At 46.5% G+C, this 23864-nt stretch carries 21 protein-coding genes; 3 read left to right on the top strand and 18 right to left on the bottom strand.

Features of this window, described 5'->3' with window-relative positions:
• Positions 1-260: 260 nt before the first annotated feature.
• The 4 genes from AC1VYS_RS10860 to AC1VYS_RS10845 all read right to left on the bottom strand — a co-directional run bounded on the left by AC1VYS_RS10860 (position 261) and on the right by AC1VYS_RS10845 (position 3642).
• Positions 261-1142 carry an SMP-30/gluconolactonase/LRE family protein gene (locus AC1VYS_RS10860; protein WP_482914249.1) on the bottom strand — a complete coding sequence of 294 codons (882 nt, stop codon included), beginning with the start codon at positions 1140-1142 and terminating at the stop codon, positions 261-263.
• 14 nt (positions 1143-1156) lie between these two features.
• Entirely contained in the window at positions 1157-1816 is a 660-nt protein-coding gene (locus AC1VYS_RS10855; RefSeq protein ID WP_482914248.1) for an SGNH/GDSL hydrolase family protein, read from the bottom strand.
• Positions 1817-1881: 65 nt separating this feature from the next.
• On the bottom strand, positions 1882-2670 hold the full coding sequence (locus AC1VYS_RS10850) for an alpha/beta hydrolase (protein ID WP_482914247.1): 789 nt from the start codon (positions 2668-2670) through the stop codon (positions 1882-1884).
• 138 nt (positions 2671-2808) lie between these two features.
• Positions 2809-3642, bottom strand: a complete 834-nt coding sequence (locus AC1VYS_RS10845) for a helix-turn-helix domain-containing protein (RefSeq protein WP_482914246.1) — start codon at positions 3640-3642, stop codon at positions 2809-2811.
• Positions 3643-3767: 125 nt separating this feature from the next.
• On the opposite strand from AC1VYS_RS10845, the gene AC1VYS_RS10840 reads away from it, so the two are divergent.
• On the top strand, positions 3768-5798 hold the full coding sequence (locus AC1VYS_RS10840) for a beta-galactosidase (RefSeq protein ID WP_482914245.1): 2031 nt from the start codon (positions 3768-3770) through the stop codon (positions 5796-5798).
• Positions 5799-5928: 130 nt separating this feature from the next.
• On the opposite strand, the gene AC1VYS_RS10835 is transcribed toward AC1VYS_RS10840, so the two are convergent.
• Together AC1VYS_RS10835 and AC1VYS_RS10830 are read right to left on the bottom strand one after the other, a co-directional pair.
• Complete coding sequence (locus AC1VYS_RS10835; protein ID WP_482914244.1) at positions 5929-7443, bottom strand: UxaA family hydrolase; 1515 nt, start codon at positions 7441-7443, stop codon at positions 5929-5931.
• Complete coding sequence (locus tag AC1VYS_RS10830; protein WP_482914243.1) at positions 7440-8957, bottom strand: tagaturonate reductase; 1518 nt, start codon at positions 8955-8957, stop codon at positions 7440-7442. Before AC1VYS_RS10830 ends, AC1VYS_RS10835 begins: the two co-directional genes overlap by 4 nt.
• Positions 8958-9150: 193 nt before the next feature.
• Here AC1VYS_RS10830 and AC1VYS_RS10825 point away from each other — a divergent pair, with 193 nt between their 5' ends.
• Both AC1VYS_RS10825 and AC1VYS_RS10820 read left to right on the top strand, forming a co-directional pair.
• Positions 9151-10029 carry an AraC family transcriptional regulator gene (locus tag AC1VYS_RS10825; RefSeq protein ID WP_482914242.1) on the top strand — a complete coding sequence of 293 codons (879 nt, stop codon included), beginning with the start codon at positions 9151-9153 and terminating at the stop codon, positions 10027-10029.
• A gap of 245 nt (positions 10030-10274) precedes the next feature.
• Positions 10275-10952 carry a tetratricopeptide repeat protein gene (locus tag AC1VYS_RS10820; protein ID WP_482914241.1) on the top strand — a complete coding sequence of 226 codons (678 nt, stop codon included), beginning with the start codon at positions 10275-10277 and terminating at the stop codon, positions 10950-10952.
• Between the two features lie 112 nt (positions 10953-11064).
• Here AC1VYS_RS10820 and AC1VYS_RS10815 read toward each other — a convergent pair whose 3' ends face one another.
• From AC1VYS_RS10815 to AC1VYS_RS10760, 12 genes are all read right to left on the bottom strand, one after another.
• A complete protein-coding gene (locus AC1VYS_RS10815; RefSeq protein ID WP_482914240.1) occupies positions 11065-12171 on the bottom strand; it encodes a phosphotransferase enzyme family protein in 1107 nt (368 codons plus the stop codon).
• Between the two features lie 87 nt (positions 12172-12258).
• Positions 12259-12921: a GDSL-type esterase/lipase family protein gene (locus AC1VYS_RS10810; RefSeq protein ID WP_482914239.1), complete on the bottom strand. Its 663-nt coding sequence runs from the start codon at positions 12919-12921 to the stop codon at positions 12259-12261.
• A gap of 184 nt (positions 12922-13105) precedes the next feature.
• Positions 13106-16273: an MMPL/RND family transporter gene (locus AC1VYS_RS10805; protein ID WP_482914238.1), complete on the bottom strand. Its 3168-nt coding sequence runs from the start codon at positions 16271-16273 to the stop codon at positions 13106-13108.
• On the bottom strand, positions 16270-16728 hold the full coding sequence (locus AC1VYS_RS10800; protein WP_482914237.1) for a MarR family winged helix-turn-helix transcriptional regulator: 459 nt from the start codon (positions 16726-16728) through the stop codon (positions 16270-16272). The genes AC1VYS_RS10805 and AC1VYS_RS10800 overlap by 4 nt, the downstream gene beginning before the upstream one ends.
• A 209-nt stretch (positions 16729-16937) precedes the next feature.
• Positions 16938-17378 carry a GNAT family N-acetyltransferase gene (locus AC1VYS_RS10795; RefSeq protein ID WP_482914236.1) on the bottom strand — a complete coding sequence of 147 codons (441 nt, stop codon included), beginning with the start codon at positions 17376-17378 and terminating at the stop codon, positions 16938-16940.
• A gap of 155 nt (positions 17379-17533) precedes the next feature.
• A complete protein-coding gene (locus tag AC1VYS_RS10790; protein ID WP_482914235.1) occupies positions 17534-18247 on the bottom strand; it encodes a class I SAM-dependent methyltransferase in 714 nt (237 codons plus the stop codon).
• 30 nt (positions 18248-18277) lie between these two features.
• Positions 18278-18619, bottom strand: a complete 342-nt coding sequence (locus tag AC1VYS_RS10785) for a hypothetical protein (protein WP_482914234.1) — start codon at positions 18617-18619, stop codon at positions 18278-18280.
• Positions 18620-18691: 72 nt separating this feature from the next.
• Positions 18692-19654 (bottom strand): alpha/beta hydrolase, encoded by a 963-nt coding sequence (locus AC1VYS_RS10780; RefSeq protein WP_482914233.1) that lies wholly within the window; start codon positions 19652-19654, stop codon positions 18692-18694.
• A 73-nt stretch (positions 19655-19727) separates the two neighbouring features.
• Complete coding sequence (locus AC1VYS_RS10775; protein WP_482914232.1) at positions 19728-21443, bottom strand: ATP-binding protein; 1716 nt, start codon at positions 21441-21443, stop codon at positions 19728-19730.
• A gap of 15 nt (positions 21444-21458) precedes the next feature.
• Entirely contained in the window at positions 21459-22547 is a 1089-nt protein-coding gene (locus AC1VYS_RS10770; RefSeq protein WP_482914231.1) for a cobalamin B12-binding domain-containing protein, read from the bottom strand.
• A gap of 226 nt (positions 22548-22773) precedes the next feature.
• Positions 22774-23235, bottom strand: coding sequence for a MarR family winged helix-turn-helix transcriptional regulator (locus AC1VYS_RS10765; protein ID WP_482914230.1), 462 nt, complete (start codon positions 23233-23235; stop codon positions 22774-22776).
• Between the two features lie 15 nt (positions 23236-23250).
• The gene (locus AC1VYS_RS10760; protein WP_482914229.1) at positions 23251-23850 is read right to left on the bottom strand and encodes a GNAT family N-acetyltransferase; all 600 of its coding nucleotides are present in this window, start codon (positions 23848-23850) and stop codon (positions 23251-23253) included.
• Between the last annotated feature and the right edge of the window lie 14 nt (positions 23851-23864).

Below are 23864 nucleotides of genomic sequence, written 5' to 3'. Positions count from 1 at the left end.
CTTCTCCTGTAGAGCAGCCTCACCTCCCTTCACTCATGGTTAAGCGCTTACAAAACATATCGAACACCGCTATAAAATGGATAATTCTCTCAATAATAACATTCGATAGAAAACGTTTTTTCCCTCTGTCAAAAGAGCCGCTTTTTCAAAAAAATTTGTAAATCTTAAGGCTTGTCCGAATATCCTAGTTTGGGACAACAAAAAAGATGCTGTTCTCACAGCACCTTTGATTCATCTGTATTATCGTCTGGTCATTTTAACTAAGCTTTTCGTCCATAAGCATGTGTTTCTTGTCCCCGGACACCCGGTTTAACGACAAATAACGAACCAGCTTGCGGCATTTCCTGCAAACGTTCCTCTTTAATTCCAATGCGTGCGGTAGTGATATATAGGTCCTCAAGGTTTGGTCCGCCAAAACAACAGGAAGTCACCTGATCTGCAGGCACTTCGATCTGATGTAACAGTTCCCCTGTCTCCGGGTTCCAGCGGGTTACTCTTCCTCCACCCCAATGGGCAACCCACAGCATACCTTCGGCATCCACAGTCATGCCATCCGGGAATCCCATATCTTCTGGCACCGAAATAATACTCGTTCGATTGGAGATCGTGCCAGCAGCCAGATCAAAATCAAAACGATCCACGGAACGTGTTGGCGTATCAATGTAATACATGAACTCACGATTCGGGCTCCAGCCGAGACCGTTGGAAGTGGATACGTGCTGCACCATATTGCGCACAGGTTTTCCTTCCTCCAAGCAGTACAATGATCCGGCCTTTTGCTCGTTGTTCAGACTCATCGTGCCAGCCCAAAAACGTCCGTATGCATCACATTTCCCATCGTTGAAACGATTGGTGGATTTGTCTTGCTCGGGGTCTGCGATAGCCTGCTTCTCCCCCGTAAGCAGATGATATGTATAGAAACCGCTACGGAGTGCAACGATCACTTCATCACCGCGATAGGGCACCACCGCTCCGACATGTTCACCCACGTCATAAGCCTGATCCGCACCAGTCACTGGATCGTACGCATGCACCTTGAAGCCTTCAATATCTACCCATAACAAACGGTTATTTTCCGCATCCCAACTTGGTCCCTCTCCCAATTGCGCTGGCGTATCTACAACAACAGTTACATTACTCATATCATCGCTCCTCCTTAGAATTTCGTATTGCCTGTCCATTCAAATCCGACTGCATCCAGAAAAGCCTTGCTCAACACCATGTGTCCTGTAGCATCCGGGTGTACGCGATCATGTGTGAGTACCGATGTATAGAAATGATCCCACAGCGGCGCAAATGCTGCTTGCGTATCCACAAACAGCGCATCGTACTCCGATGCTACCCTGCGAACCGCATCTCCGTAAATATCCATCGTCGCCCGCATCGGATCTTCCGGGTTGGCCTCAAGATAATACGGTGTCATAAGCACTAACCCTTTCAGATTCGGGCGCACCGATGCAACCAGCTCACGTAATGTCGCTTCGTACTCTTCCAGAAATACCTGTGAGTCAGCCAGCGGATGATCAAACTGACGCCACACATCGTTAATACCGATCATAATTGTGAGCCAGTCCGGTTTCAGATCAAGTACATCCTGTTGCCAGCGTTGTTTCAGATCACGCACGGTATTCCCACTATTACCCACATTCTGTACTCTCAGCATCAGTTCGGGGTAAATGGACCGCAAAAGGGCATATACTTGTGCCACAAATCCATGTCCCAGTCCTGAACTACCTTCACCTACAGGATGTGTACGTCCACAATCGGTAATGGAATCCCCGATAAAAAGAAGTCTGTCATTCTTTTGCAATTTCATAGCGTTGTTCTCCTTTGCTAGATATTAAACCGTAATACACTGACAAACTAAAATATGTACCGACATTACCAGCCTTGATTTTTCAGCCAAGTGAGACACAGATCAGACCATACCCGAACCGTAGCATCGTGCTCCGCCAGTCCCAGGCCGTGTGGACCTTTTTCAAAAATGTGAAGATCATATGGAATCCCATGTGCACCCAATGCCAGAGCGTATCGCAAACTGTTCTCCACGGGTACAGCCTGATCATCACTCGTATGCCAGATGAATGCTTCCGGAGCATCTGCTTTAACCTGCTGCTCTGCACTAAACGCTTGAACCTGTTCTTCGGTTGCATCCTCGCCTAGTAAGTTGATACGAGATCCTTCATGTCCATATGACTCCATCGTGATCACAGGGTAACAAAGAATGACACGGTCCGGACGAGAACTTACCCGTTCAATCGGATCCTCATGTACCGGTTGACCCTCGTCATACTGCGTGCCCAAAGTGGCTGTGAGATGACCTCCTGCCGAAAAACCAAGCACTGCAATTTTGGAAGGATTAATCCCGTATTGTTCCGCATGAGCCCGTACATAACGGATTGCACGCTGCCCATCCGCCAGAGGCGCAGGATGACTGTGAGGTGCTACCCGATATTTTAGGACAAAAGCACTGATACCAGCCGCATTTAACATTTCAGCAATAGGTGCTCCCTCATGATCAGCAAGATGGCCGTAACCGCCCCCTGGGCAGACAATGATAGCGCTCTCGGAACCCGGTTGAATAAAAGGAATCAGATGTGGCATTTCGTCTTCATGACCTACAGCTGCGTATGGAGCCGCCTGCTCCCACAAAGGAATAATTGAACTCATGATCGGACTCATCCTCTCTCATGCATATGAAATAGTTTCGTTTAATCGTTTTCGATTCTAGGATTCGATACCATCATAACGGCAACAGGAAGAAGCATCAATACCCTTCTGCATATCTTTTTGTTCAACCTTGGCTAATTAGTACAAGTTGCGAAACTGTTCAGGTGTGACCCCTTCAATCCGGCGAAAGGTGGCCACAAAATGGCTGGTATCCCGAAACCCAGACCTCCCCGCAGTCTCCTTGATCGTAAGTTCCATACTGCCTGTCAGCATTTCTTTAGCTTTACGTATGCGAAGCAAAATGAAGTAACTGTAGGCCGTTATGCCGAAGGATTGTTTAAACAGCGTATTCATATGCCTGGATGAGATTCCAGTAATCGATGCCATCTGCTCTAGCCCAATATCCGGGTCACCATAATGTTGCTCCATAAAAGCAAGCAGCGGAGCAAGTCTTGTTACGGCTTGCGAGATGGAGGAACGATTGCCGGTCATTCCGTGTTTTTTAAGTAATATTAAAAAGCGGTACATGTCCGCCGAAGCTTCCAGCCCGGATAAATCCTGGTCACTCTCGATTGAACTCAGCACATGCTGAGCGTAATCGCTTAGTGGACTATCTGAATCCCACTGTCGAAATGCTGCTTCGCCCAAACCGAGTGAATCGACAATGGCGTTACACTGCGAACCGCCAAAGGTAATATAGATCGTCTCCCACTCCGTTTGAACACGATCATATTCATGCGGCAGGTTTGGGGGCAGCAAAATACCAGAGTTCTCTCCAACAATTGCAGAGGTTCCCGAGAGCTTGAACTCCCCTGCTCCCTTGACCGTTTGCAGCCAGTGGTAACACGGATAACCTGCAGGTCTGTAGACTTTTTCCTGATTTCCGTTATAGCCTATACTCTCGATATATAGCGGAAGCGGCTGATCCCTCGGTGTCATAAAAAAGCGTTGATGTCCAGGTGAGATGAGCATGATAACCTCCCCAAATCTAATTAAATGGAGTTCCATATTCTTATATGGATCATTACTTTTATTATATTTTAAAAGTCATATGTATCATATAGTATAGGATTATTCTTATACAAGAGGTGAGCACGTTGATCAGCAGCAAATTACCCAAAATGTTTTATGGAGGCGATTACAATCCTGAACAATGGGATCATGAGACCCATCTGGAAGACCTCCGTATGTTTAAACTCGCAGGTATAGATATGGCCACGATTAACGTTTTTTCCTGGGCACTGATTCAGCCTGATGAAGTGACGTATAACTTTGATTATCTGGACCAATTAATTGAACGGCTGTACCAAAACGGAGTATACATCTGCCTTGCCACAAGTACCGCTGCTCATCCAGCCTGGATGGCCAAAAATTACCCCGATGTTCTACGCGTGGATGCGGACGGACGCAAACGGAAATTTGGCGGACGGCACAACTCCTGCCCGAACAGTCCGACCTACCGGAAGTACTCCGAAATCATCGCAGACAAACTTGCTGAGCGATACAAAGATCATCCCGCTGTGCTCGTCTGGCATATTTCCAATGAGTATGGGGGCGACTGTTATTGTGATAACTGCGAGAAAGCATTCCGCGTCTATCTCAAGAAACGTTATGGAACTATTGAACAGGTTAACCAAGCCTGGAACACAAACTTCTGGGGTCATACATTCTATGATTGGGACGAGATCGTACTTCCAAGCAACCTGAGCGAACATTGGGGTCACAACAGTTCTTCTTTCCAGGGGATCTCGCTGGACTACTCCCGTTTTAACTCGGACAGCATGCTCGAATGTTATCTGCTGGAGTATCATGCGATCAAAAAACATATTCCCGATTCCGTCGTGACAACGAATTTGATGGGCTTTTTTAAACAGATTGACTATTTCAAATGGGCAAAATACATGGATATCGTGTCCTGGGATAGTTATCCGGGTCTTGCGACACCGATTAGCTATACCGCCATGGCTCATGATCTTATGCGCGGTCTCAAAGACGGTCAACCCTTTATGCTGATGGAGCAGACGCCAAGTCAACAGAACTGGCAGCCTTATAACTCACTGAAACGCCCTGGGGTCATGCGGCTGTGGAGTTACCAGTCCATCGCACACGGCGCGGATACCGTGATGTTCTTCCAGCTTCGCCGTTCCATCGGTGCATGCGAGAAGTATCATGGTGCCGTCATTGAACATGCAGGACACGAACATACACGGGTGTTTCGAGAGGTCGCGCAACTTGGCCAGGAGTTGCAACGTCTTGGTGACACAACACTTGATGCCAGAGTACAGTCCAAAGTAGCGATTGTATTCGACTGGGATAACTGGTGGGCTATCGAAAAATCAAGCGGACCGACTGTAGCTCTAAAATATGTAGATCAAATTCATAAATATTATGCGGCTTTCTTCCACAGAAACATTCAAGTGGACATCGTCAGTGTAGATACCGATATCAGCGCATATGATCTGGTTCTTGCTCCTGTTCTTTACATGGTCAAACCCGGCTTTGTTACGAAACTGGAGCAGTTTGTAGCGGCAGGAGGTACATTCCTGACCACTTTCTTCAGCGGAATTGTCAACGAGCATGATCTCGTAACCACTGGCGGTTACCCGGGTGAGCTTCGCAACCTGCTTGGCATCTGGGTCGAAGAGATCGATGCCTTGTTACCTGAACAGAAAAATAGCATCGTTCTGAAGGAAACACTGGGCACACTCGAAGGCGTATACGAATGCGGTATGTTGTGCGACCTCCTGCACAGTGAAGGTGCCGAAGTAATTGCAGAATACGGTGAAGATTTCTATCAAGGCATGCCTGCACTTACACGCAATACCTTTGGTCAAGGAGAAGCATGGTACGTCGCCTCTGATCCGGATGACATTTTCTTGGATGGACTGCTTGCCGAACTTGCAGCTTCCAAACATATCAAGCCGCTGTTGGAAACCCCACAGGGTGTAGAAGCAAGCGCGCGAACCAAAGACGGGGTGACCTATCTGTTCGTGATGAACCACAATGCGTCCATACAATCTTATAACCTGGGTGACACAGTTGTTCGTGAATTGTTAACGGGTCAGGAAGTTACCGGAGCGATTGACATTGAAGCTCGCGGAGTACAGATCTTTGCATGCACCACGTAGTGGTATATCTTATCCGAAGCGCACATTAATTCGTTTGGCTTCGAACCTGAATAAGGCAACCATCCGGCTTTCTGCTGTAAACAGAGCCGGATGGTTGCCTGGTTTTTATTTTTGCAATAGATGCATCCAGTTAGAGAATTACTCCGTCTTTGAAGATCGCGATCTCCCGGAAACCATGCTGCTCACTGAGAGTATGCGCCCGTCCTGAAGCAATATCAATAATCTGACTGAATAATTGCTCTTTGACCTGATCCATCGTCTGTCCTTCAAGCAGTTGACCTGCGTTAAAATCAATCCAGTGCTTTTTACGATTCGCCAGATCCGATTGCGTTGCAATTTTGACGGTAGGAACCGGGCCGCCAAACGGTGTACCACGCCCTGTTGTAAACAGCACGATATGAGCTCCAGCGGCAGATAAAGCTGTCACGGAAACAAGGTCATTTCCAGGTGCCTCCACAATGTTCAGACCGGTTTTGGTCACCCGTTTACCGTACCGGAGCACATCGACAACAGACGAGCGTCCTCCCTTTTGCGTACATCCAAGTGATTTTTCTTCCAGTGTTGTAATTCCGCCAGCCTTATTCCCCGGCGAAGGATTTTCATAGATATTTTGACCATGATTCACGAAATATTGCTTGAAGCCATTCACAAGGTCTACCAGATCGTTAAATACATGCTCATCCGAAGCTCGGTTCATCAGAATCGTTTCCGCACCAAACATCTCCGGAACCTCTGTCAAAATTGCTGTTCCACCCGCAGCAACGAGCAGATCGGCTACAGCGCCTACAAGCGGATTCGCTGTAATGCCGGACAGGCCGTCTGAACCTCCACACTTTAAGCCAATTTTCAGTTTGCTCAGTGGCAGCGGCTGTCGTTTCTCTTGCTCCGCAATTTCAACCAGCTCTTCCATTAAACGTAGCCCTTCTTCCAGCTCGTCTTCGGTTTCCTGCGCTTTAAGAAAACGTACCTTATCCCGATATTCTGGTGCGATGCACTCACGGAACTGATCCACCTGGTTGTTCTCACAGCCCAGACCAATCACAAGTACCCCACCAGCGTTGGGATGCTCCACCAGCGAAGCGAGTAGCTGCTGTGTATACTTCAGATCATCTCCGAGCTGTGAACAACCGAAAGGATGCGGAAAATGATACACGCCGTCAACACGGCTACCGAACTGAGACTGTCCCATACGGGCAAGAGCTTCACATACCTTGTTAATACATCCGACTGTATTGACAATCCAGATTTCGTTACGGATTCCCGCTTCCCCATTCGGACGCAGGTATCCATCGAACGATCGCAAATGTTCAGGAGGCATGTCAATAGTCATGGGTTTTCCCGGCTGATATTCATATTCAAGCAATCCATGCAATCCTGTCTTCAAGTTATGGCTGTGTATCCAGCTTCCCCGGGCAATGGCTTCCTGCGCGATGCCGATAGAAAAGCCATATTTCATGACGTCCGCTCCCAGAGCAATATCCTTTACGGCGATTTTGTGCCCTTTAGGTACATCATCCAAAAGTGCGAACGAGTCCCCTTCCGGCAGATCAATACGCTCTCCCTTGACATAATCTCGAAGTGCTATAATGACATCATCCTGAGGCTGGATCGCAATCCAATCACTGACTGTTTTTGTTGTACTCATTTTCTTTCACCTTCCAGTCTACCGATTTCATGTACGAGTGCTTCTCGCAATCCTTCTTTTGCATTCAGGTTTTCTCCCCAGATCACTTCATTGGAGAGCACCGCAGCAACTCTTTTATCCAGCTCAGTAGCTCCATCGCTCGAATAACTGTAACCATGCCAGTGAGATGCCAAAGCTGCGAGTACATCCGGATCATCTCTTAATGAAATAGATTCTCCGTTTAAAAGCTCTGCCGTATAACCATCCTGTGTCTGCACTGGACGATATAAATACAGAAATCCTGCAAAACCTTGAATTAAACGCTCAGGCCAGCTTCCCTGACTCTGTTCATAGGCCAGAAGAGTCGGCAGTACACGAACCTTGAATTTTCCAGCTGTATTCAGTGCAATATCCTGCAGCTTATGATCGATATACGGATTCAGAAAACGTTCAAACACTTCTTCCGCATATTGCTCCAGTCCAAGCTCAGGCATATCCAGCGCAGGCACAATCTCTTCAAGCACCGCTTGCCTGATCCATGAACTAAACTGCGGGTCCTCCATCGTTTCTCTTACATGTTGTTTACCGCGAAGCAAACCCAGAGATGACATCAGTGTGTGTGAACCGTTCAGGATTCGCACTTTCCGCAGTTGATACGGCTTCAAATCTTTAACCCAGTGCACATTAAGCCCTGCTTGTTTCAATGGAAGGCGCTTGTCCAGCGACTCCTCGCCTTGAATCGCCCAGAAATGATAAGGTTCTGCCGTATTGATCAGTTGATCCTCATAACCCCAGCGTTCCGTCAGTGCATCTGCCTCTTCTTGGGTAGGCGCACCCGTCACAATCCGATCCACCAGATTGTTCAGGAAAAGGTTATGATGTTCGATCCAGGACCGGAAGCCGTCAGAGAATCCGAAATCTTCACTATGACGGAGCACACATTCACGCAGAACATCGCCATTGCCCTCCAGCAATTCACATGGCAGATGAATAAGTCCTCTCGATGGATCTCCACCAAAACGTACATACCGCTGGTGCAGGAACACGGTCAGTTTGCCTGGAAAAGATTGAACCGGTTCCCCTGGAATATATTCTGATTGTATATATTTCAAGCCAGATTCTGTCGTATTCGAAATTACAAATTCAAGCGATGGCAGTTCCGCAAGTTCCAGAAACGTCTGCCACTCCTCGTACGGATTAATAAATTGCGAGAATACCGAGACCATTTCTGTACGTTCTACACGTTTCCCTTCAGACAGCCCACGCGTAATCATTGTGTATAGTCCGTCCTGATCACGGATCTGCTCCAGCTTGGCCTTCCCACCAGGACGAGGCTGCGTCACGGCTACTGAGCCATGAAACTTGCCTTGCCGAGCACTCTCATGGAGCATCCAGTCTGCGAATCCTCGTAAAAAATTGCCTTCCCCGATCTGCAAAACTTTGACGGGACGTTCAATCATTTCTTTGCATTTGCGCTGACTATCATTTCCGAGCAGATGCATCTTTAATCTTGGCCGCTTTGTGCTTGCAGACATGGACACTCACCTCACCGATTATTTGCGAATTCAGAATGCAAACCTCAAAAGCTGGCATCCTTTTATTGTAAACGCTTTAAATTCATTGTATCATCATTAAAAGGAAATTAAATTGCTTATATTGCGTTAAATATACTGTTTTATGATCAGAATTGTCATCTTACCAGAGACATTTGTCTCCAAAGGAGTCCCTATGGAACATTTCCCAGTACGCACCACCATACAGACTGAATCGGGCATACCGTTCCGTCTTGTCTATAGCGATACCAAATCTCCACAGAATGAATTGCCTGATCATCTGCATGACTGGCATGAAATTATCTATGTCTACCGAGGACAGGGTAGTATTTTCATCGATACGGGTCTTGAAGATATGCAGGAGGGCGATTTATTTCTTATTCCAGGCAGCACCGTGCACCGCGCGTTGCCGGATGCGGGTAACCCGGTTACCTCGTCGGCTCTGTTCTTCAGTCCTGGGCTACTCGCCTCTACTGCCGGAGACGTGTCCTCCTCCTTGTTACGCCCGTTCGAGCGCTGCCGCAAAAGCCGAGTATACAAAAGACACCTGGACCAGACCGAGCGGGCAGAAGTTTCTGCCATGATCGATAATATTCATGCCGAGTTCCGTTCCGATCATCACCTGAGCTCTCACGCGGCACTGCTCCGACTGCAGCTCTTGCTTATATTCCTGGAACGACTGGAATCAGCGGCCGGACCGACTCATACCACAACGTCGCTTCCAGCTCCATCATGGCTATCTTCCATCCTGTCCGACATTGATCATAAACTGCGAAGCGGTCTATCTTTACCTGACCTCGCACACCAAGCCGCTGTGTCTCCTGCTCATTTTAGCCGGGCATTTAAGCGTTACACGGGCATGACTCTAACAGATTATATCTTGGCTCGCAGAGTTATTATGGCGAAAGAACACCTCGTTCAAGGGGACGAAACGATGGCTGCTGTTGCAGACGCTTGTGGCTTCGATAGTCTTCCTCATTTTTACAGACAGTTCAAGAAACTGACGGGCACTACACCAGCCGCTTACCGCAGGACGATGGTGCGTAATCGCTAAGATGGACATTCAGGGATTCACTCTCCACATCCTTATGATTCGACGTGCAATCTCATATAAGGTGAATAGGTTCTATTTCCTATACAGGCACATAATCTTTCTATCATATACAAACGCCTATTCTCCCTACCATATACACACACATATTCTACCTATCATATATAAAAACATATTCTTCCAAAGGGTGATATGGTATGATATTCAAGGCGTGCATACGCGATTAAAATGTAACTGGAGTTGAATCTGTGATTATTAAATTTCTGATTTTTGGTCTGCTTTGGCAGATCATCGGCAATCCGTTCCTTGCCATTCTGATTTTGCTCGTCATTCTGTACTTTCTGGATCGTCGCTTTGTTGGCGTATTCCCAAGCTTCACCAAACCCCTCAAACGCATGCGTAACATTTCCCGGCTGAAACAGCAACTGGCGATAAATCCTAACGAAGTATCTTCCAAGCTGGAATTGGCCAGACTGCTTATCGAACGTAAACGCTACAACGAAGCACATGCCTATTTATTAGAACTGGAACGGCCTTACGAACAGTCTGCAGATTACTGGGAAGCTTTGGGCACAACCGAACTATATTTGGGAAATATATCCGAGGGTGAACGTCATATCTTGCACGCACTTGAGATTAACCCCAGAGTGAAGTACGGGCAGCCATACCTGAATCTTGCTACAGCCTTCAAGGATTCAGATCGCGACAAAGCACTTCATTATGTACAGCAGTTCCAAGAGATTCATTCTTCCTCCAGTGAGGCCTTTTATCTGCTTGGCTCGGTGTATCGTTCATTAGGGCGTAATGATGATGCCAAACAGGCTTATGATCAATCCTTGAATGTGTATCGTAGCTTGCCAAAATATAAAAAACGTCAGGAACGACGCTGGGCTGTCCGCAGTTGGTTCCGCAAACGAGCGCTGTAGGCTGGACTCCTTCGTATGTCAGCAGGCATCATATAGGAAACCTAAAAAGTGCACGGGTTATACTCTCTGTCCGAGAGCAGAACCCGTGCACTTTGTTTACAATTCAAACCTATTATTTCGTTAAAAGCTCGCGTAATTGTTCCTCATTCCTACGCATCCAATCGACTCGCTGCTTCAGCTTCTGGATCTGATCCACAGCCACTTCCGGCTCATCCGTTCCTTCCAGCATTCGGCTGATAAAATGCATCACCACGTCGAGGCTACGCAGCAAAATCAACTGGGGGATCGCTGCGAGTTCGGTGGCACTCAGTTCAACGTGCCTTCTAAATCCCTGAATCAAATTAGCCTGCGCCTGCCACATCCATTCTTCACTCTTGTCTATCGTCAGCATGTCAGACATCGGAACGGCTAGCTCCATCACCCGCAGATCCCAGGTAGCAAACTCATAATCAAGGATCGCACTCACGTTTCCGACCGGATCCACCAGCACATTGGATGCATTCACATCGCCATGCACGAGCTGATGCGGAAGCTGCTCCATACCGCGCAGTGCTTCGAACAAACCTGGCAGTTCATGTTGTAGCTGTCTTAACTCCTCTGTACATGCTGTCAGCTCCAGTGGCGGTGAAGCACATAACTCCAACAAAAAGGCTGGAGTACAGAGTGGATAAGCATCTTCAATCCGGTAATATGGAGGGTATACCGGTTCGAGTTTCATTTCAAGTCTGGCAAGCGCTGCTGACAACTGTCCTGCCGCCTGACCCAATTCGAATAACTGATCAGGAAAATCCCATACGGGATTGACACCTTCCAGATAACGAAACAAAGTTACTATTTTTGTGGCACCCGTGTGATAATCCTGAATGACCTGGTACGTCTTTTTGTTTTTTCGAACAAACTTATTATTCTCCTTAGATTCCCGACTCTCACAATCGTTAGATAATGAAATGACTGGTTTAGGCGATTCAAGTTCAAAGTCGATATCAGACAGTGCAGTAAGCACGCCATGTTCAAAAGCTATTTTCGCTTGATCATTATGTGTTTCGTATTGTCTCATAACATAAGTTTCATCACTTGTATGCAACACAAAAGTAGAGTTATTCATGCCACCCTTGCTGCGCTCACCTTGCCATTCTGATGTGAATCCATATAAGGCTAACACTTCAGAGATCATTTGCTTTTCAGCTGAAAGAAGAGAATTTTGCTGCTTGTTAGACACCGATTTTAACTCCTCTATATACTATAGTTTGAACGAACTCTTTCATCATATCGGAAGTCTAAGGACAGGTCTAGTTTTCTTCAGCTTTCAAGCAAAAGGAAAATAACCCGTTCGATTCAACTGATCAGCGATAACCCGATATCCCCTTGCGTTCGGATGGACTCTGTCCCAAAATAATAATTCCCGTTCCCGTCCTTCAAACTTGTCATAAACTTGTGCGCATGAATAATTACCTGATCCGGCACCATTTAGATAAGAATTGTACTGCCGCACCCAGTATGCCGCATCGGTGGATTGTGGATACGGGTTGTACAATCCTATGGAACGGACAAAGTACTTCTGGTCTCCTTTTAATTGCCGAATTTGTCTCATGACCTGAGATACATGATGACGTGTTTCACCCAGCACCTGTGTCATTTTCCCGGCACTTGGAATACCTCCGCTAGCTTTAAATGTACGGATCAGATCGTTTCCACCGATGGAGATCGTAATCATATCCGCTTCACGCAGCGCCTGACGTACCCGAGGATTCCCGTTAATCATCTGCTGCAGTTCTCCCGATGTTAGCCCGTTTACCCCCAGATTGTCCATGGATACAAATGTACGAAGATTCATTTCAGCCATACGGCGATATATTGGAACAAATCCGGTTCCGAGCAATGCTCCTGTTCCTACCGTCAAGGAATCCCCTATAGCCACATAACGATATACCATCCCGCCACCCCTCTCGCTGCTGATCTTCCTGATCATTGATGAACTCCCTATATCCTATGAAGATAGGTCTGGCAAAGCGCGGGATAGTGTCCTTAGGCAGACATCTGTCTTTGTGTCCATTTTTTATAATATGAAAAAGAAGAAGCCCCACCGCATCATGCGGCAGAGCCTCCCTTCCATATGAAATATCAATATATCCTTGATGACACATGCCAGATGATTACATGCCAATGGTATGATTCGATTCGGAAGATTCCGACTGTTCTTTGTTACGGAACGGCCACCAGTTGGCCCGACCAAATGTCTTCACCATTACAGGCACGAAGAATGGCAGGAATAACAGGGAATACAGAATCAGACCACTTAGCACAACGGTCGCAATTTGCATCATCGAGAGCACCCCTGAAGGGTACATCGCGGCGAAAGTTCCACTGAGAATAACCGCTGCAGACAAAATAACGGTTCCCATGTTTTTCATCGCGTATAAGATCGCATCTTGTACTCTCATGCCTTTGTTTTCGTTGAAACGATCCATAAGGAAGATGCTGTAATCGACGCCAAGCGCAATCAGCATAACGAATCCAAAGAATGGCGTAACCCAGCTGATTCCGGCATAACCCATGATATTCACAAACACCACTTCCGTAAGTGCCATTGATGTGAAGTACGCAAGCAGTAGCGAAATAATGAGATAGATCGGCATGATGACAGAACGAAGCAGGATTACCAAAATGATAAATGTTCCTGCGAGCATCAGCATAACGGTACGTGTGTAGTCTTTATTCGAAATCGACTGCAAATCTGCAAACGTACTGGTTACACCGCCCACCGCAACATCGGCTTTTTCAAGCGCACTGCCTTGAACTGCACGATGTACTGCCGCTTCGATATCCGGCACACGGTCAATCGCTTCTGTACCATACGGATTTTCTGCAAAAATAACATCCAACGTCATCGTCTTGCGATCTTTCGATAGATACGTGTCAAACACTTTTTTGAAGTCTTTATTATTCAAGGCCTCTTCAGGTACGTACCAACCTGCGAGATCCGAATCCGGTGAATTTTGGAGTTGTGTCAAATAATCCTGAGCAGAATCGAGACCGCCCGACACCTTCTTGATTCCATCAACACTTTGGTTCAAGCCATCTGTCAGTTGTGTTAATTGACCACTGAGATCCGAAAAGCCCTTCTGGATCTTCTCCTGTCCTCCCTGAAGTTGACCCAGACCGTTTTGGATAGAAGGGATTTCTTTGATCACTTTACCTTGACCATCGGCAGCCTGTTTCAATCCTGTCTCCAGTTGACCAATACCTGTTATAATCTGACCCAGACCATCAGCCAGAGCCTTCTGTCCAGATGCTGCGGAAGCAAAACCTTCATTCGCCTGATTGATTCCAGCCGCTGCTGCACTCAGATTCGTCTGAATTTGGGACAGTCCTTGCGCAAGCTGCGCTGTGCCTGAACCGGTTTGACCAATCGTGCCTTTAATGCGTTGATAGTCAGCATCTTGCTGCAACTCAGGGAAACGCTCCTCCAGAGCAGAGAACGATGAGGTCAGACTCGTCAAGGCCGTTGAAATACCTGTCAGTTGCTCTTCCAGTTCCTTCGTTCCATCACCCAGTGCAGCAACCCCTGCTCCAGCTTGACGATAGGCCTGCAACAACTGGTTATTCGCTTTGGCAAGCTGGTCTGCACTCGTTTTGGCTTGTTGAAGTCCAGCTTTCAGATCCCCTGCGCCAGATGAACCGTCCCGAATGCCTTTTTCAATACGCTTCAATCCATCGCTAAGCTGCGTAATACCCGATCGCAGCTGAGTTGTGCCCTTAGTCAGCTCTCCAGCTCCACTCGCGGCTTGTTTAAGCTGAGGCCCATTTTTACTCAGTTCATTGCTAGCTTTGCTAAGACCATCGCTTATTTTGTCCAGACCTGTCTTCCCCTCGCCCAGACCATCAGATAATGTACCTACTTGTTTTGTTACTTCAAAATCTTTAATCTCATCCCCTGTTGGACGTGTCATACTACGAACGCCTGCAACCCCGGGAACCTTCTCTACTTCGCGGCTGATTTTCTCTGCTACAGCCATGTATTTTGCATTATCCATCGTTTCGTCGTTCTGAATAACGATCTGACCCGGCAAAGATTCACCTGGGCCGAAGCTATCCGAAATAATGTTAAACGCTTTAACCGAATCGTATTTGTCACCGATCTCGTCAAGACTGTTAAATGACAACTTCCCGTCATATGTCATAAGAAGAGGCACAGTGACTGCTGCAACAATCAGCAGGGCTGCCCACGGACGTTTAAGGGAAAACTTCCCTGCTGCCCCGTAGATCTTGCTTTCGGCATGTTCCAGTGAACCTTTGGATGGCCAGAATAATTTTCTGCCCAGTACTGCCATAAAGAATGGCACAATCGTTACAAGTGCCAGCATCATCACGGCGATTCCCACGGCTACGGCTACCGCAGAGCGGTACAGCATAAACTGGGCAAAACCGATTGCCACGAATCCAACCAATACTGCCAAAGCTGAGAAAAATACCGTTTTACCTGCGGTGCGATATGTAGCAATAATGGCATCCCATGTGTTCTCATGGTGCGCGAGCTCTTCCTTAAACCGGCTGATCAGCAGAATACAGTAGTCTGTTCCAATCCCGAACATGACTGCAACCATAAAGATTTGTGTGAACGTGGAGAGCGGGAAGTTAACTCCATCTACCAGGAACGCAACAATCTGCTGAGACACGATATAACTGATACCCACTGTCAGCAGCGGTACAAATGGAGCTACGAACGAACGGAATACCAGGAAAAGAATAAGCAGAATAAAGACCACAGTAATGTACTCTGATTTCTTAAGTCCTTCCTGAGAACTCTCAATGGTGTCCTCATCTATCAAACCTTTACCTGTAATATAATGTTCGACATTCACTGATTTCAGCACGCCATTCAGGTCATTTTGCATTTCCTTAACCGTGCGATCACCCATCTCAATCGAGAGTGAAGTCAGAATGGTTTTGCCATCCTTCGAAATCATTTTGTCCGATAGTTCCGGCTGGGAGAAAGGCTCCAGCACAGACAAAATGCCGAGTTTTTTCTTATCGGCTTCGAGTAGTTTGACTGCCTTTTCTGCCTCTTGTTTGCCTGTTGTTCCAAGACCATCCGGATTATAAAACACCAGTGCGATGGAGGTCCCTTTTTGTTCCCCATTTTGGGCCGCGGCTTCATCCAGAATCGCTGCTGCTTTTGTGGAAGAATACCCTTCCGGAACAGAAAACTGTCCCTTTTCACGAATCAATTCGCTCATGTTTGGCGCGGTGAACATCAATACAGCTGCGGCGACAATCCACAGCCCCATAATCCACCAGCGCCCTTTTAATATCGCTCTCATTGCTCCTCCAGCCCTTCTTCTTGTGTTAGCAGTGCTGCCAGCTTCTCAAAAGAATCAATAAAATTTTGAACAGCTTCCGGTGTAAAATGTTTTAGGTAAGGTTCCAGCAGCTTCTGAATCTCCAATTCGGTCTCTTTGTACATCTGCAGGCCAGCATCCGTCAAAGTCAGATAGATAACGCGGCGGTCACGCTCATCACCTGTTCGATGCACCAGATTACGGTCGGCCAGCTTGTTAACTAGAGCCGTAATGCTGCTCTTGCCTACACATAGAAGCTCTGCGAGATCCGATGGGGTGCAGGCAGGTTTCTCGTGAATGAGACGTAGAGCACAGAACTGATCGGTTGTGACCGTCTGGCCTACCTTTTCACGTATGCGTGTATCAAATCGCTTGGTTACCAGAAACGAAGCGTCCAGATAACGATTCACCAAGCTTTTGGCATCTGGCGTGTTCATGTACCTTCCTCCTTTCAAAACTAGTTCATCTAACGAACTATTCATCAGCAAAACTATTCTATAATGAAACTATGTTCGAGAGCAATACTTTTTTCCTATTTTTAAAACAAAAAAACAGGACATCCGGCTCAGCACATATGCCAAGCCAAATATCCTATCTGATTTCTTTCATTCCAATTATATGTTGAATGTGTTACGCGCATACGCTGTTATACGTCATCCTCATCCTCATCCTCTTCTTTCTCAAGCACACAGCGGAATCTCTCCACACCTGGGTATAATTCGCCAAGACTATAGACGACAAATCCTGTGTTCCGGTAAAACTCCACCGCTTCCTGATCTGTCTCTGCGATCAAAGTATCTGGATTGTACTCTGCAAGCAGCTGTGAAATCATGCCCCGCCCATAATTCTTGAACCGATTCTCCGGCAGCACGGCAATATGGCGAATGGTAATTTCACTAGCTCCTGTATGTTCATAGCCAATCAGACCGACCAGCTGTTCTTCATCCTCATATCCAGTCAGAAACAGATTACTTTGTGTCACATACTGCTGTACCGTCTGATTAACCTGTTCAGGGTCAGGAAAGACAGCGTAAGACAACAACTCCTGTACTTCTGGTTCCTGCAGTCGTGGCTTCAAATTTTTCAACAAATCTATTCCTCCAATATACATACTTCTCGGGCAATATACGTACTTCTCGGGCCGAGAATAATTAAAGCTTATTCAATCCTGCGATAATAAAGGCGTTCTCAACCCGTTATCGTATTGTAGACTGTAATTTTGCAAAGTTCAAGACAAGTCCATTAATCTTTCTGCACCGCAAACCGAAGCAGCTCACAACGGAACTCTGTTGGTTTATCATACTTCTCTTCCTGGATCGTCTGGGTCACATGCTCCTGAAATAGGATGTTCCACCCCTCGTAAGCTTGCTCCAGCAGCACAATGGCCTCGGAAGTAGACAGATTCAACTCAATCAACGGCTCGATCTGACGGCCTGTCTCGATTTCTTTTTCCTCTACACTGGTGCTCATCGTAATACAATGAATGCCCCCGATCCTTGTTCCTGCCTTTAACCGCTCTACTGTTTCAAGAAAGGCCTCTTTGCTGGATGTGTGTTCCAAACAGGAACAAGCCGCAATAAAATCAAAACCATTCGGTGGAATCTGATAATGCTCCACATCTGCTTTTTCAGCCTGTACGATGTGATCCACATTATACTGTTTCGCATACTTGCGAAGTCCATCTACCGCTTCATCCAACAGATCCACGCCAATAACCTCGCTGTTTGTATCTACCAAACGTTGTGAAATTGGAATCGTATGCCTGCCCACACCACATCCCAGGTCCAGCACACGTAATTCTTGTTTATGAACAAGCAAACGTTCCAACATCTCCATCACCATAGGCATGGGTCTGGACATCCATGTTCCATCTTCAAACAATTCATTATTTTTATAAAAGTTAGAATGATATCCCGCTTCGGCTTGACGAGCAGCCTCAAATTGTTCTTCTCTCATTCCGGTACCTCCTGTAATGGATTTAGTCCCTTACAGTAACGTTCCCCCAAAAACGAAGAAAAGAATCAGATAGATAATCATCATGATCATACTAGCAGTGACAAGAACTTTCCCGGCATCCCGTTTACTGGCATGGTCACTAAACAACAGCACTCCACCGACGGTCATGGCAATGGGGGCAAAAAATAATGTCATGATCACAAGTAACCCCGTCGAGTACTGATCCAGTGCGGATTGTTCGTACTCCATCATGTGAGGTTGTTCCGGTTTGGACGTTTTGGTCGTGACCATGTTGCCGCATGACTTACATTTGAATTCATCCGCTCCCATAGGTTTATGACAATACGAGCATTCTCTTGAAAAACGTGGCATGTCTTCTACCTCCAAGTGAAATCTAGGTTTGTTAGTCAATCTAGAACTAAGAACTCAACAATACTTAGGGAATCAGTGAGCTGATTCCTCTCGATATGGCATGTGTTTCTTCAAAAAAGTGTCTAGTACTGCTTTATATTTCTCGCGATCCACCTGAAAGGCAGTGCCATGGCCTGCACGAGGAATCGTAAGCAATTCCTTAGCGGTTGGACAAGCTTCGTACAAACGATAGACCATATCCGTTGGTACAAAGGTATCCGCTTCTCCATGAATGAACAGCACCGGAACGCCTACTTTAACAAGTTGTTTCAAAGCCGATGCTTCCTTAAATGAGTATCCGGCTTTCCACCTTGTGATCAAACTGGTAACCGGAATAAATGGAAAGGCAGGCAGTTTGTACAGCTGCTTCAACTGAAACGTCAATTCTTCTTCCACCGATGTATACGCACAATCCGATACGATGGCTCTAACCTGAGAGGGCAGTTCTTCACCGCCTGTCATTAGTACCGTAGCTCCTCCCATCGATATACCGTGTAGTACGATATCTGTATTCGTACCTACATGTTCCAGTACCCAACCGACCCATTGAACATAATCCTTCCGGTCTAACCAGCCAAACCCGATGATTTCTCCTTCACTCTGACCATGTCCACGATCATCCGGCATCAATACGTGGTAACCCAGCGTCTCGGCGTAAAATCTGGCGAAACCTGCCATTTCTCTACCTTTTCCGGAGTAGCCATGGGCCAGAATAACCGTTCGTGCAGATTGGTTCTTGGATGGAAGCCAGATGCCAGAGAGCCTGAGTCCATCCTGAGACTGAATGGTAACCGTCTTGCTATCCTGAGCATCAAGCCAGTGTAGATCCGCAGCACTGCTGATCAGTTCATTGTCTGCTTCCGTTTTCAGATTTGGATTATCGACCAAAAATGTTTTCGGGGTACGCCGAATGGCTGTCTTGAAGAAATAGAGTCCGCCGGCCCACAGCAGAGCCGTTATTATTATAATGAGAGCCGCCAGGCCGTAAAATATCATGAAATAGATCCTCCCTTGCTGTCGATAAGGTACAGCGACTCGGTAAAATAATACAACCCTATCATGGCATAATTCAATTTTTATTAGCCTGCTGAAGTGCACCACACGCAGCCTGATACGCGGGAAGAAGCTTATCAAGCAAAGGCTCTGCCTGATGAGTTTGCTCTTGCTTAGCGTATTCCTCAATCTGACTGAACAAGGTTGAAAGGTAACTGATGCCGAGACTCAAACTCCCCGATTTTAAATCATGTGCTGTCTCGGCTGCGGCCTCATGATCGGCTGAAACCACATGTCTGCGCAAGTCCTCGATCTTTCCAGGCGTTTCCGCACGATACATCTCCAGTAGCATACTGAGTAACGTTTGATTGCCATCCGTGTTTAATTCAGCAATTTCACGAACCACGTTCATATTTAGAATCTGTACGGGTTTCGATGCGGAGTGCCACTTCCGAATGATGGAGCCCAGCACCTCCAAGGTAAACGGCTTGCCGATAAAATCATTCATTCCAGCCTCATAACACTTATCTTTTTCACTTTGCATGACATTGCCAGTCATTGCAATCATCGGCGTTGGTTGGCGCATCTCATCCTGCTCAATTGTCCGAATCTGACGAGCGGCTTCGATTCCATCCATCACTGGCATCATACTATCCATCAGAATCAGGCTGTATTTCTTATGACGAAATGCATCTACAGCATCTTCCCCATTAACTACACATTCAAGCTCTGAAAAACCAAGTTTTTTGAGTTGTAGCTGGACAAGCTGACGGTTAATGGCATTATCATCAGCCAGCAAAATCGGCAAGGTACGAGAATCTTTTTCAGACTGATCTCGATTCACCGAAGCTTCCTCTCCATCCGTTTGCTGCACAATATCTTCGCTTTCGGCCATCTGCAGTCCAAGCTCAAGCTCAAACCAGAAAGTAGAACCTTCTTTTTCTTTACTCTCAACGCCAATCTGTCCATTCATCAGAGTAACGAGTGACTTGCAGATCGACAAGCCAAGACCTGTACCTTCATATTCCTTCGAACGTCCCTGTTCTGTCTGCATATAAGGCTGGAATAGACGAGCCTGATCTTCCTCTGAAATGCCAATACCAGTATCATGCACCTCGAACCGAACAAGCTGTTTACTTGCATGTTGTTTCACAAATTTAACCCGCACCTTAACTGAACCATCGGTAGTAAATTTATTTGCGTTCTGAATCAGGTTGATCAGTATTTGTGTAATTCGGGTCGAATCCCCTTCAAGTACAGCAGCGATTTCCGAATCACAATCAATCAAAAACTGGTTTCTTTTCTTATCAATCTGCGGCTTAAGCAGACGGAAGATGTGATCCAGAATTTCCTGGAGCTTCACCTCTCCCTGCTCAAGACGCACCTGACCTGCCTCGAGCTTGGAAAGATCCAGAAGATCCTGAATTAATTTGAGCAAGAGTTTGGCCGCCTCCTGGATAACTGTCACTGATTCCTTCTGCTCCGCCGATAGAGGCGACAACGCTAATAATTCTGCCATTCCCAATATTCCGTTCAGCGGTGTGCGGAAATCGTGACTGATGACCGCCATAAAAGCACTTTTAGATTCGTCAGATGCCACTGCCTGCTGGCGTGCGGTCTCAAGACCAGCATTATTCTTACTGAGCTGCCGCTGGAGCGTAACCAGTTCATTATTCATATCCGAAAATGCCGACAGTGTTCGCTCCTCTTGTTCCTTGCTTCGAATCAGTTGATCCGATAACTGCTCGATCGTTAGGCGCAGTCTCTGTATCTCTTCATTGTCATTAGACATCACTTCAGCCCTTCCCTATTCAATTACCTTGCTTGCACTGTCAAACGATACCGGATGATTCAGTAAACGCTCAGCAATAGCAACCGCCTCGTCCGCTCCAGGTGCATAACCGTCAGCACCAACTGTTCGCCATAAATCCTTGTCTATATTAAACGGATAACCGCCTACCATCACTTTGACATGAGCCGTTTCTGCATGGTTACGAATACGTTCAATCAACTCTTTAGCCAGATGAAGATGATAAGTCATCGTCACCGAAATCGCTATTACATCACTCTTATGCTGCTTGATCGCTTCCACAATACTTCCATTGGGCACATTAGCGCCGAGATAATACGTATCCCAGCCTTCCATTTCAAATACATCCGTGAGCATTCGCAGCCCAACCTCGTGCTGTTCACTCCCCACGCAGGCAGCGACCAGTTTTTTACCCTGATTTGGACCGATCATCCATCTAGAATATAACCGTGAAATAAATGATTGCGTTGCTGCTGTGCAAAAATGCTCTTGACCTACACTAATCTGGCCTTGTTGCCACAGCCGACCAATCTCATATTGAACAGGCTGGAAAATGTACCGATACATATCACGGATCGATGCTCCACCATCCAGTTCCGACTCGATAATTTCAAAAGCTTCCCTCCGCTGATTGTTTAGCAGATATTGCAAATAAACCTCAGCTTCCATTCCGTAGGGCATCGAGGCAAGAATAAAACTGGACTGGGTTTCCATTTGCTTCGTTACATCGATCCCCATCTCCAAATATTCTAATAGAAACTCACGATGCGGTTGTTCGAATTCTTCATTTAATGCCTCTTTGATCAGCTGAAGGTTCATTCCCAGATCCTCTGCCGATACCTGGTAGCCTGCAAGTAGCACTTTTAACCATGATATATAGTGAGTGAACAAACTGGGACTTTTCACAAGCACACTTTCTGCCAGATAGCTCAGACTGTACTGTGAGTCCTGTTTAGTTCTTATTTTCCCAATCGGACCGAAACGCTCCATTAAGTCGGGCTGCAACCGATACTGCATTTCGGTTATTTTCTCAGCCAAGATCCCTGCATCTTGAAGTAAACGTTCTCCGGCCTCCCGATGACTCATCGACGCATTCCTCCTTTTCTACATCCTGCTAACGCACAAAATCTATTTCATCTATATGATTCCGTTCATATGATTCCGTTCAAGGCAACTCTGCTAATCTATTATACATGAAGCTGGGTATTTACTTTCGACGTTATAAAACAATTTTCCTATATTATGCAGCCATACGCAAGCCATATAGCCAGTATCCGAGGTACGTTGCAGACACAAAAAAAACGGATCTACGTTATAAACGCAGGTCCGTTTTGCCTTCTGCAGCAAGTCCAAGCTTCTTCAGCAGACGTATCGCATCCACTTTTTCGGAAGGCTCAAGCCCCTCCAAAATGTCGATAATGACTTGATGGTGCTGTGGGAATATTTGCGTGAATAACTGCTTTCCTTCTTCCGTTAATTCAGCATATATTACCCGGCGATCCTCCTTGGAGGGGCGTCGAAACAGTAAATTCTTGTTTTGCAGCTTATCAACAACATACGTGATATTGCCACTGGACATCAATACTTTTTCACCAATCTTTTGCAAAGCCTGTGGTCCTTTATGATATAACAAGTCGAGTACACCAAATTCTGTGGAATTGAGTCCATGGCTTTGGATGTCCCGATTGGAACGTGATGTCACTGAGTTGTAAGCGCGAATAAGAACCACAAACAACTGCAATGACAGTTCCCGGTTATCCTCCTTGTTCAGCATTTCTATAATCCTCCATCAGTTATATACATTTCCGTCCGTTTCGCCGGATCGCTTCTGTTCCCATTCCTCACGCAGCATGCCCATTCGAATTGAATCATAATATTTCCCAAGAACGACCCGGCATTTCCGCATCCGCCCCTCGATCTGCAGTCCTATCTTTGCAGCAGCCCTCATCATTCGTTCATTGCCAGACCAAGTAGTCAGTCCAACTCTCACAATAGGCATGTGTTCAAACAAATGACTTGACCACATATGTAGTGATCGTGTACCAATCCCCCGCCCCCACCTGGCAGGTTTGTAGATTATAATTCCCATCTCCAGCCACATGGATAGCGGATCTTCGATATAATAACTAATCATTCCCACGATTTCTCCGTCTGCTTCAATGACCCGGATGGATTCCGGACGTCCTACTTTTTGATCTGCTTTCAACCGTGCGTGCGTATTGTGCTCGTATTGTTCGTAATGCACAGGCTCCAAAGGATAATAAGGTGCATCCCATTTCTTCCATTCAGGATCGTCATCACTGTAGATCAGCTCATATAGTTTAATAATGTCGTCTTGTTCCACTACACGAAGAACAAGCTCATCATCTCTAAGAGGCAGTTCTTTCATATTAAATCATGACA

The sequence above is a fragment of the Paenibacillus sp. G34 genome (genome assembly GCF_056856875.1).
The sequence above is the reverse complement of the archived record's forward strand: the minus strand, read 5'-3'. Positions and strand labels throughout refer to the sequence as shown.

Coding starts and splice junctions, on each gene's coding strand:
- AC1VYS_RS10860 (WP_482914249.1), bottom strand. CDS start 1,142: ATGAGTAATGTAACTGTTGTTGTAGATACGCCAGCGCAATTGGGAGAG.
- AC1VYS_RS10775 (WP_482914232.1), bottom strand. CDS start 21,443: ATGTCTAATGACAATGAAGAGATACAGAGACTGCGCCTAACGATCGAG.
- AC1VYS_RS10805 (WP_482914238.1), bottom strand. CDS start 16,273: ATGAGAGCGATATTAAAAGGGCGCTGGTGGATTATGGGGCTGTGGATT.
- AC1VYS_RS10810 (WP_482914239.1), bottom strand. CDS start 12,921: ATGATCAGGAAGATCAGCAGCGAGAGGGGTGGCGGGATGGTATATCGT.
- AC1VYS_RS10830 (WP_482914243.1), bottom strand. CDS start 8,957: ATGTCTGCAAGCACAAAGCGGCCAAGATTAAAGATGCATCTGCTCGGA.
- AC1VYS_RS10765 (WP_482914230.1), bottom strand. CDS start 23,235: ATGCTGAACAAGGAGGATAACCGGGAACTGTCATTGCAGTTGTTTGTG.
- AC1VYS_RS10825 (WP_482914242.1), top strand. CDS start 9,151: ATGGAACATTTCCCAGTACGCACCACCATACAGACTGAATCGGGCATA.
- AC1VYS_RS10855 (WP_482914248.1), bottom strand. CDS start 1,816: ATGAAATTGCAAAAGAATGACAGACTTCTTTTTATCGGGGATTCCATT.
- AC1VYS_RS10770 (WP_482914231.1), bottom strand. CDS start 22,547: ATGAGTCATCGGGAGGCCGGAGAACGTTTACTTCAAGATGCAGGGATC.
- AC1VYS_RS10835 (WP_482914244.1), bottom strand. CDS start 7,443: ATGAGTACAACAAAAACAGTCAGTGATTGGATTGCGATCCAGCCTCAG.
- AC1VYS_RS10760 (WP_482914229.1), bottom strand. CDS start 23,850: ATGAAAGAACTGCCTCTTAGAGATGATGAGCTTGTTCTTCGTGTAGTG.
- AC1VYS_RS10845 (WP_482914246.1), bottom strand. CDS start 3,642: ATGCTCATCTCACCTGGACATCAACGCTTTTTTATGACACCGAGGGAT.
- AC1VYS_RS10780 (WP_482914233.1), bottom strand. CDS start 19,654: ATGATATTTTACGGCCTGGCGGCTCTCATTATAATAATAACGGCTCTG.
- AC1VYS_RS10785 (WP_482914234.1), bottom strand. CDS start 18,619: ATGCCACGTTTTTCAAGAGAATGCTCGTATTGTCATAAACCTATGGGA.
- AC1VYS_RS10790 (WP_482914235.1), bottom strand. CDS start 18,247: ATGAGAGAAGAACAATTTGAGGCTGCTCGTCAAGCCGAAGCGGGATAT.
- AC1VYS_RS10800 (WP_482914237.1), bottom strand. CDS start 16,728: ATGAACACGCCAGATGCCAAAAGCTTGGTGAATCGTTATCTGGACGCT.
- AC1VYS_RS10850 (WP_482914247.1), bottom strand. CDS start 2,670: ATGAGTTCAATTATTCCTTTGTGGGAGCAGGCGGCTCCATACGCAGCT.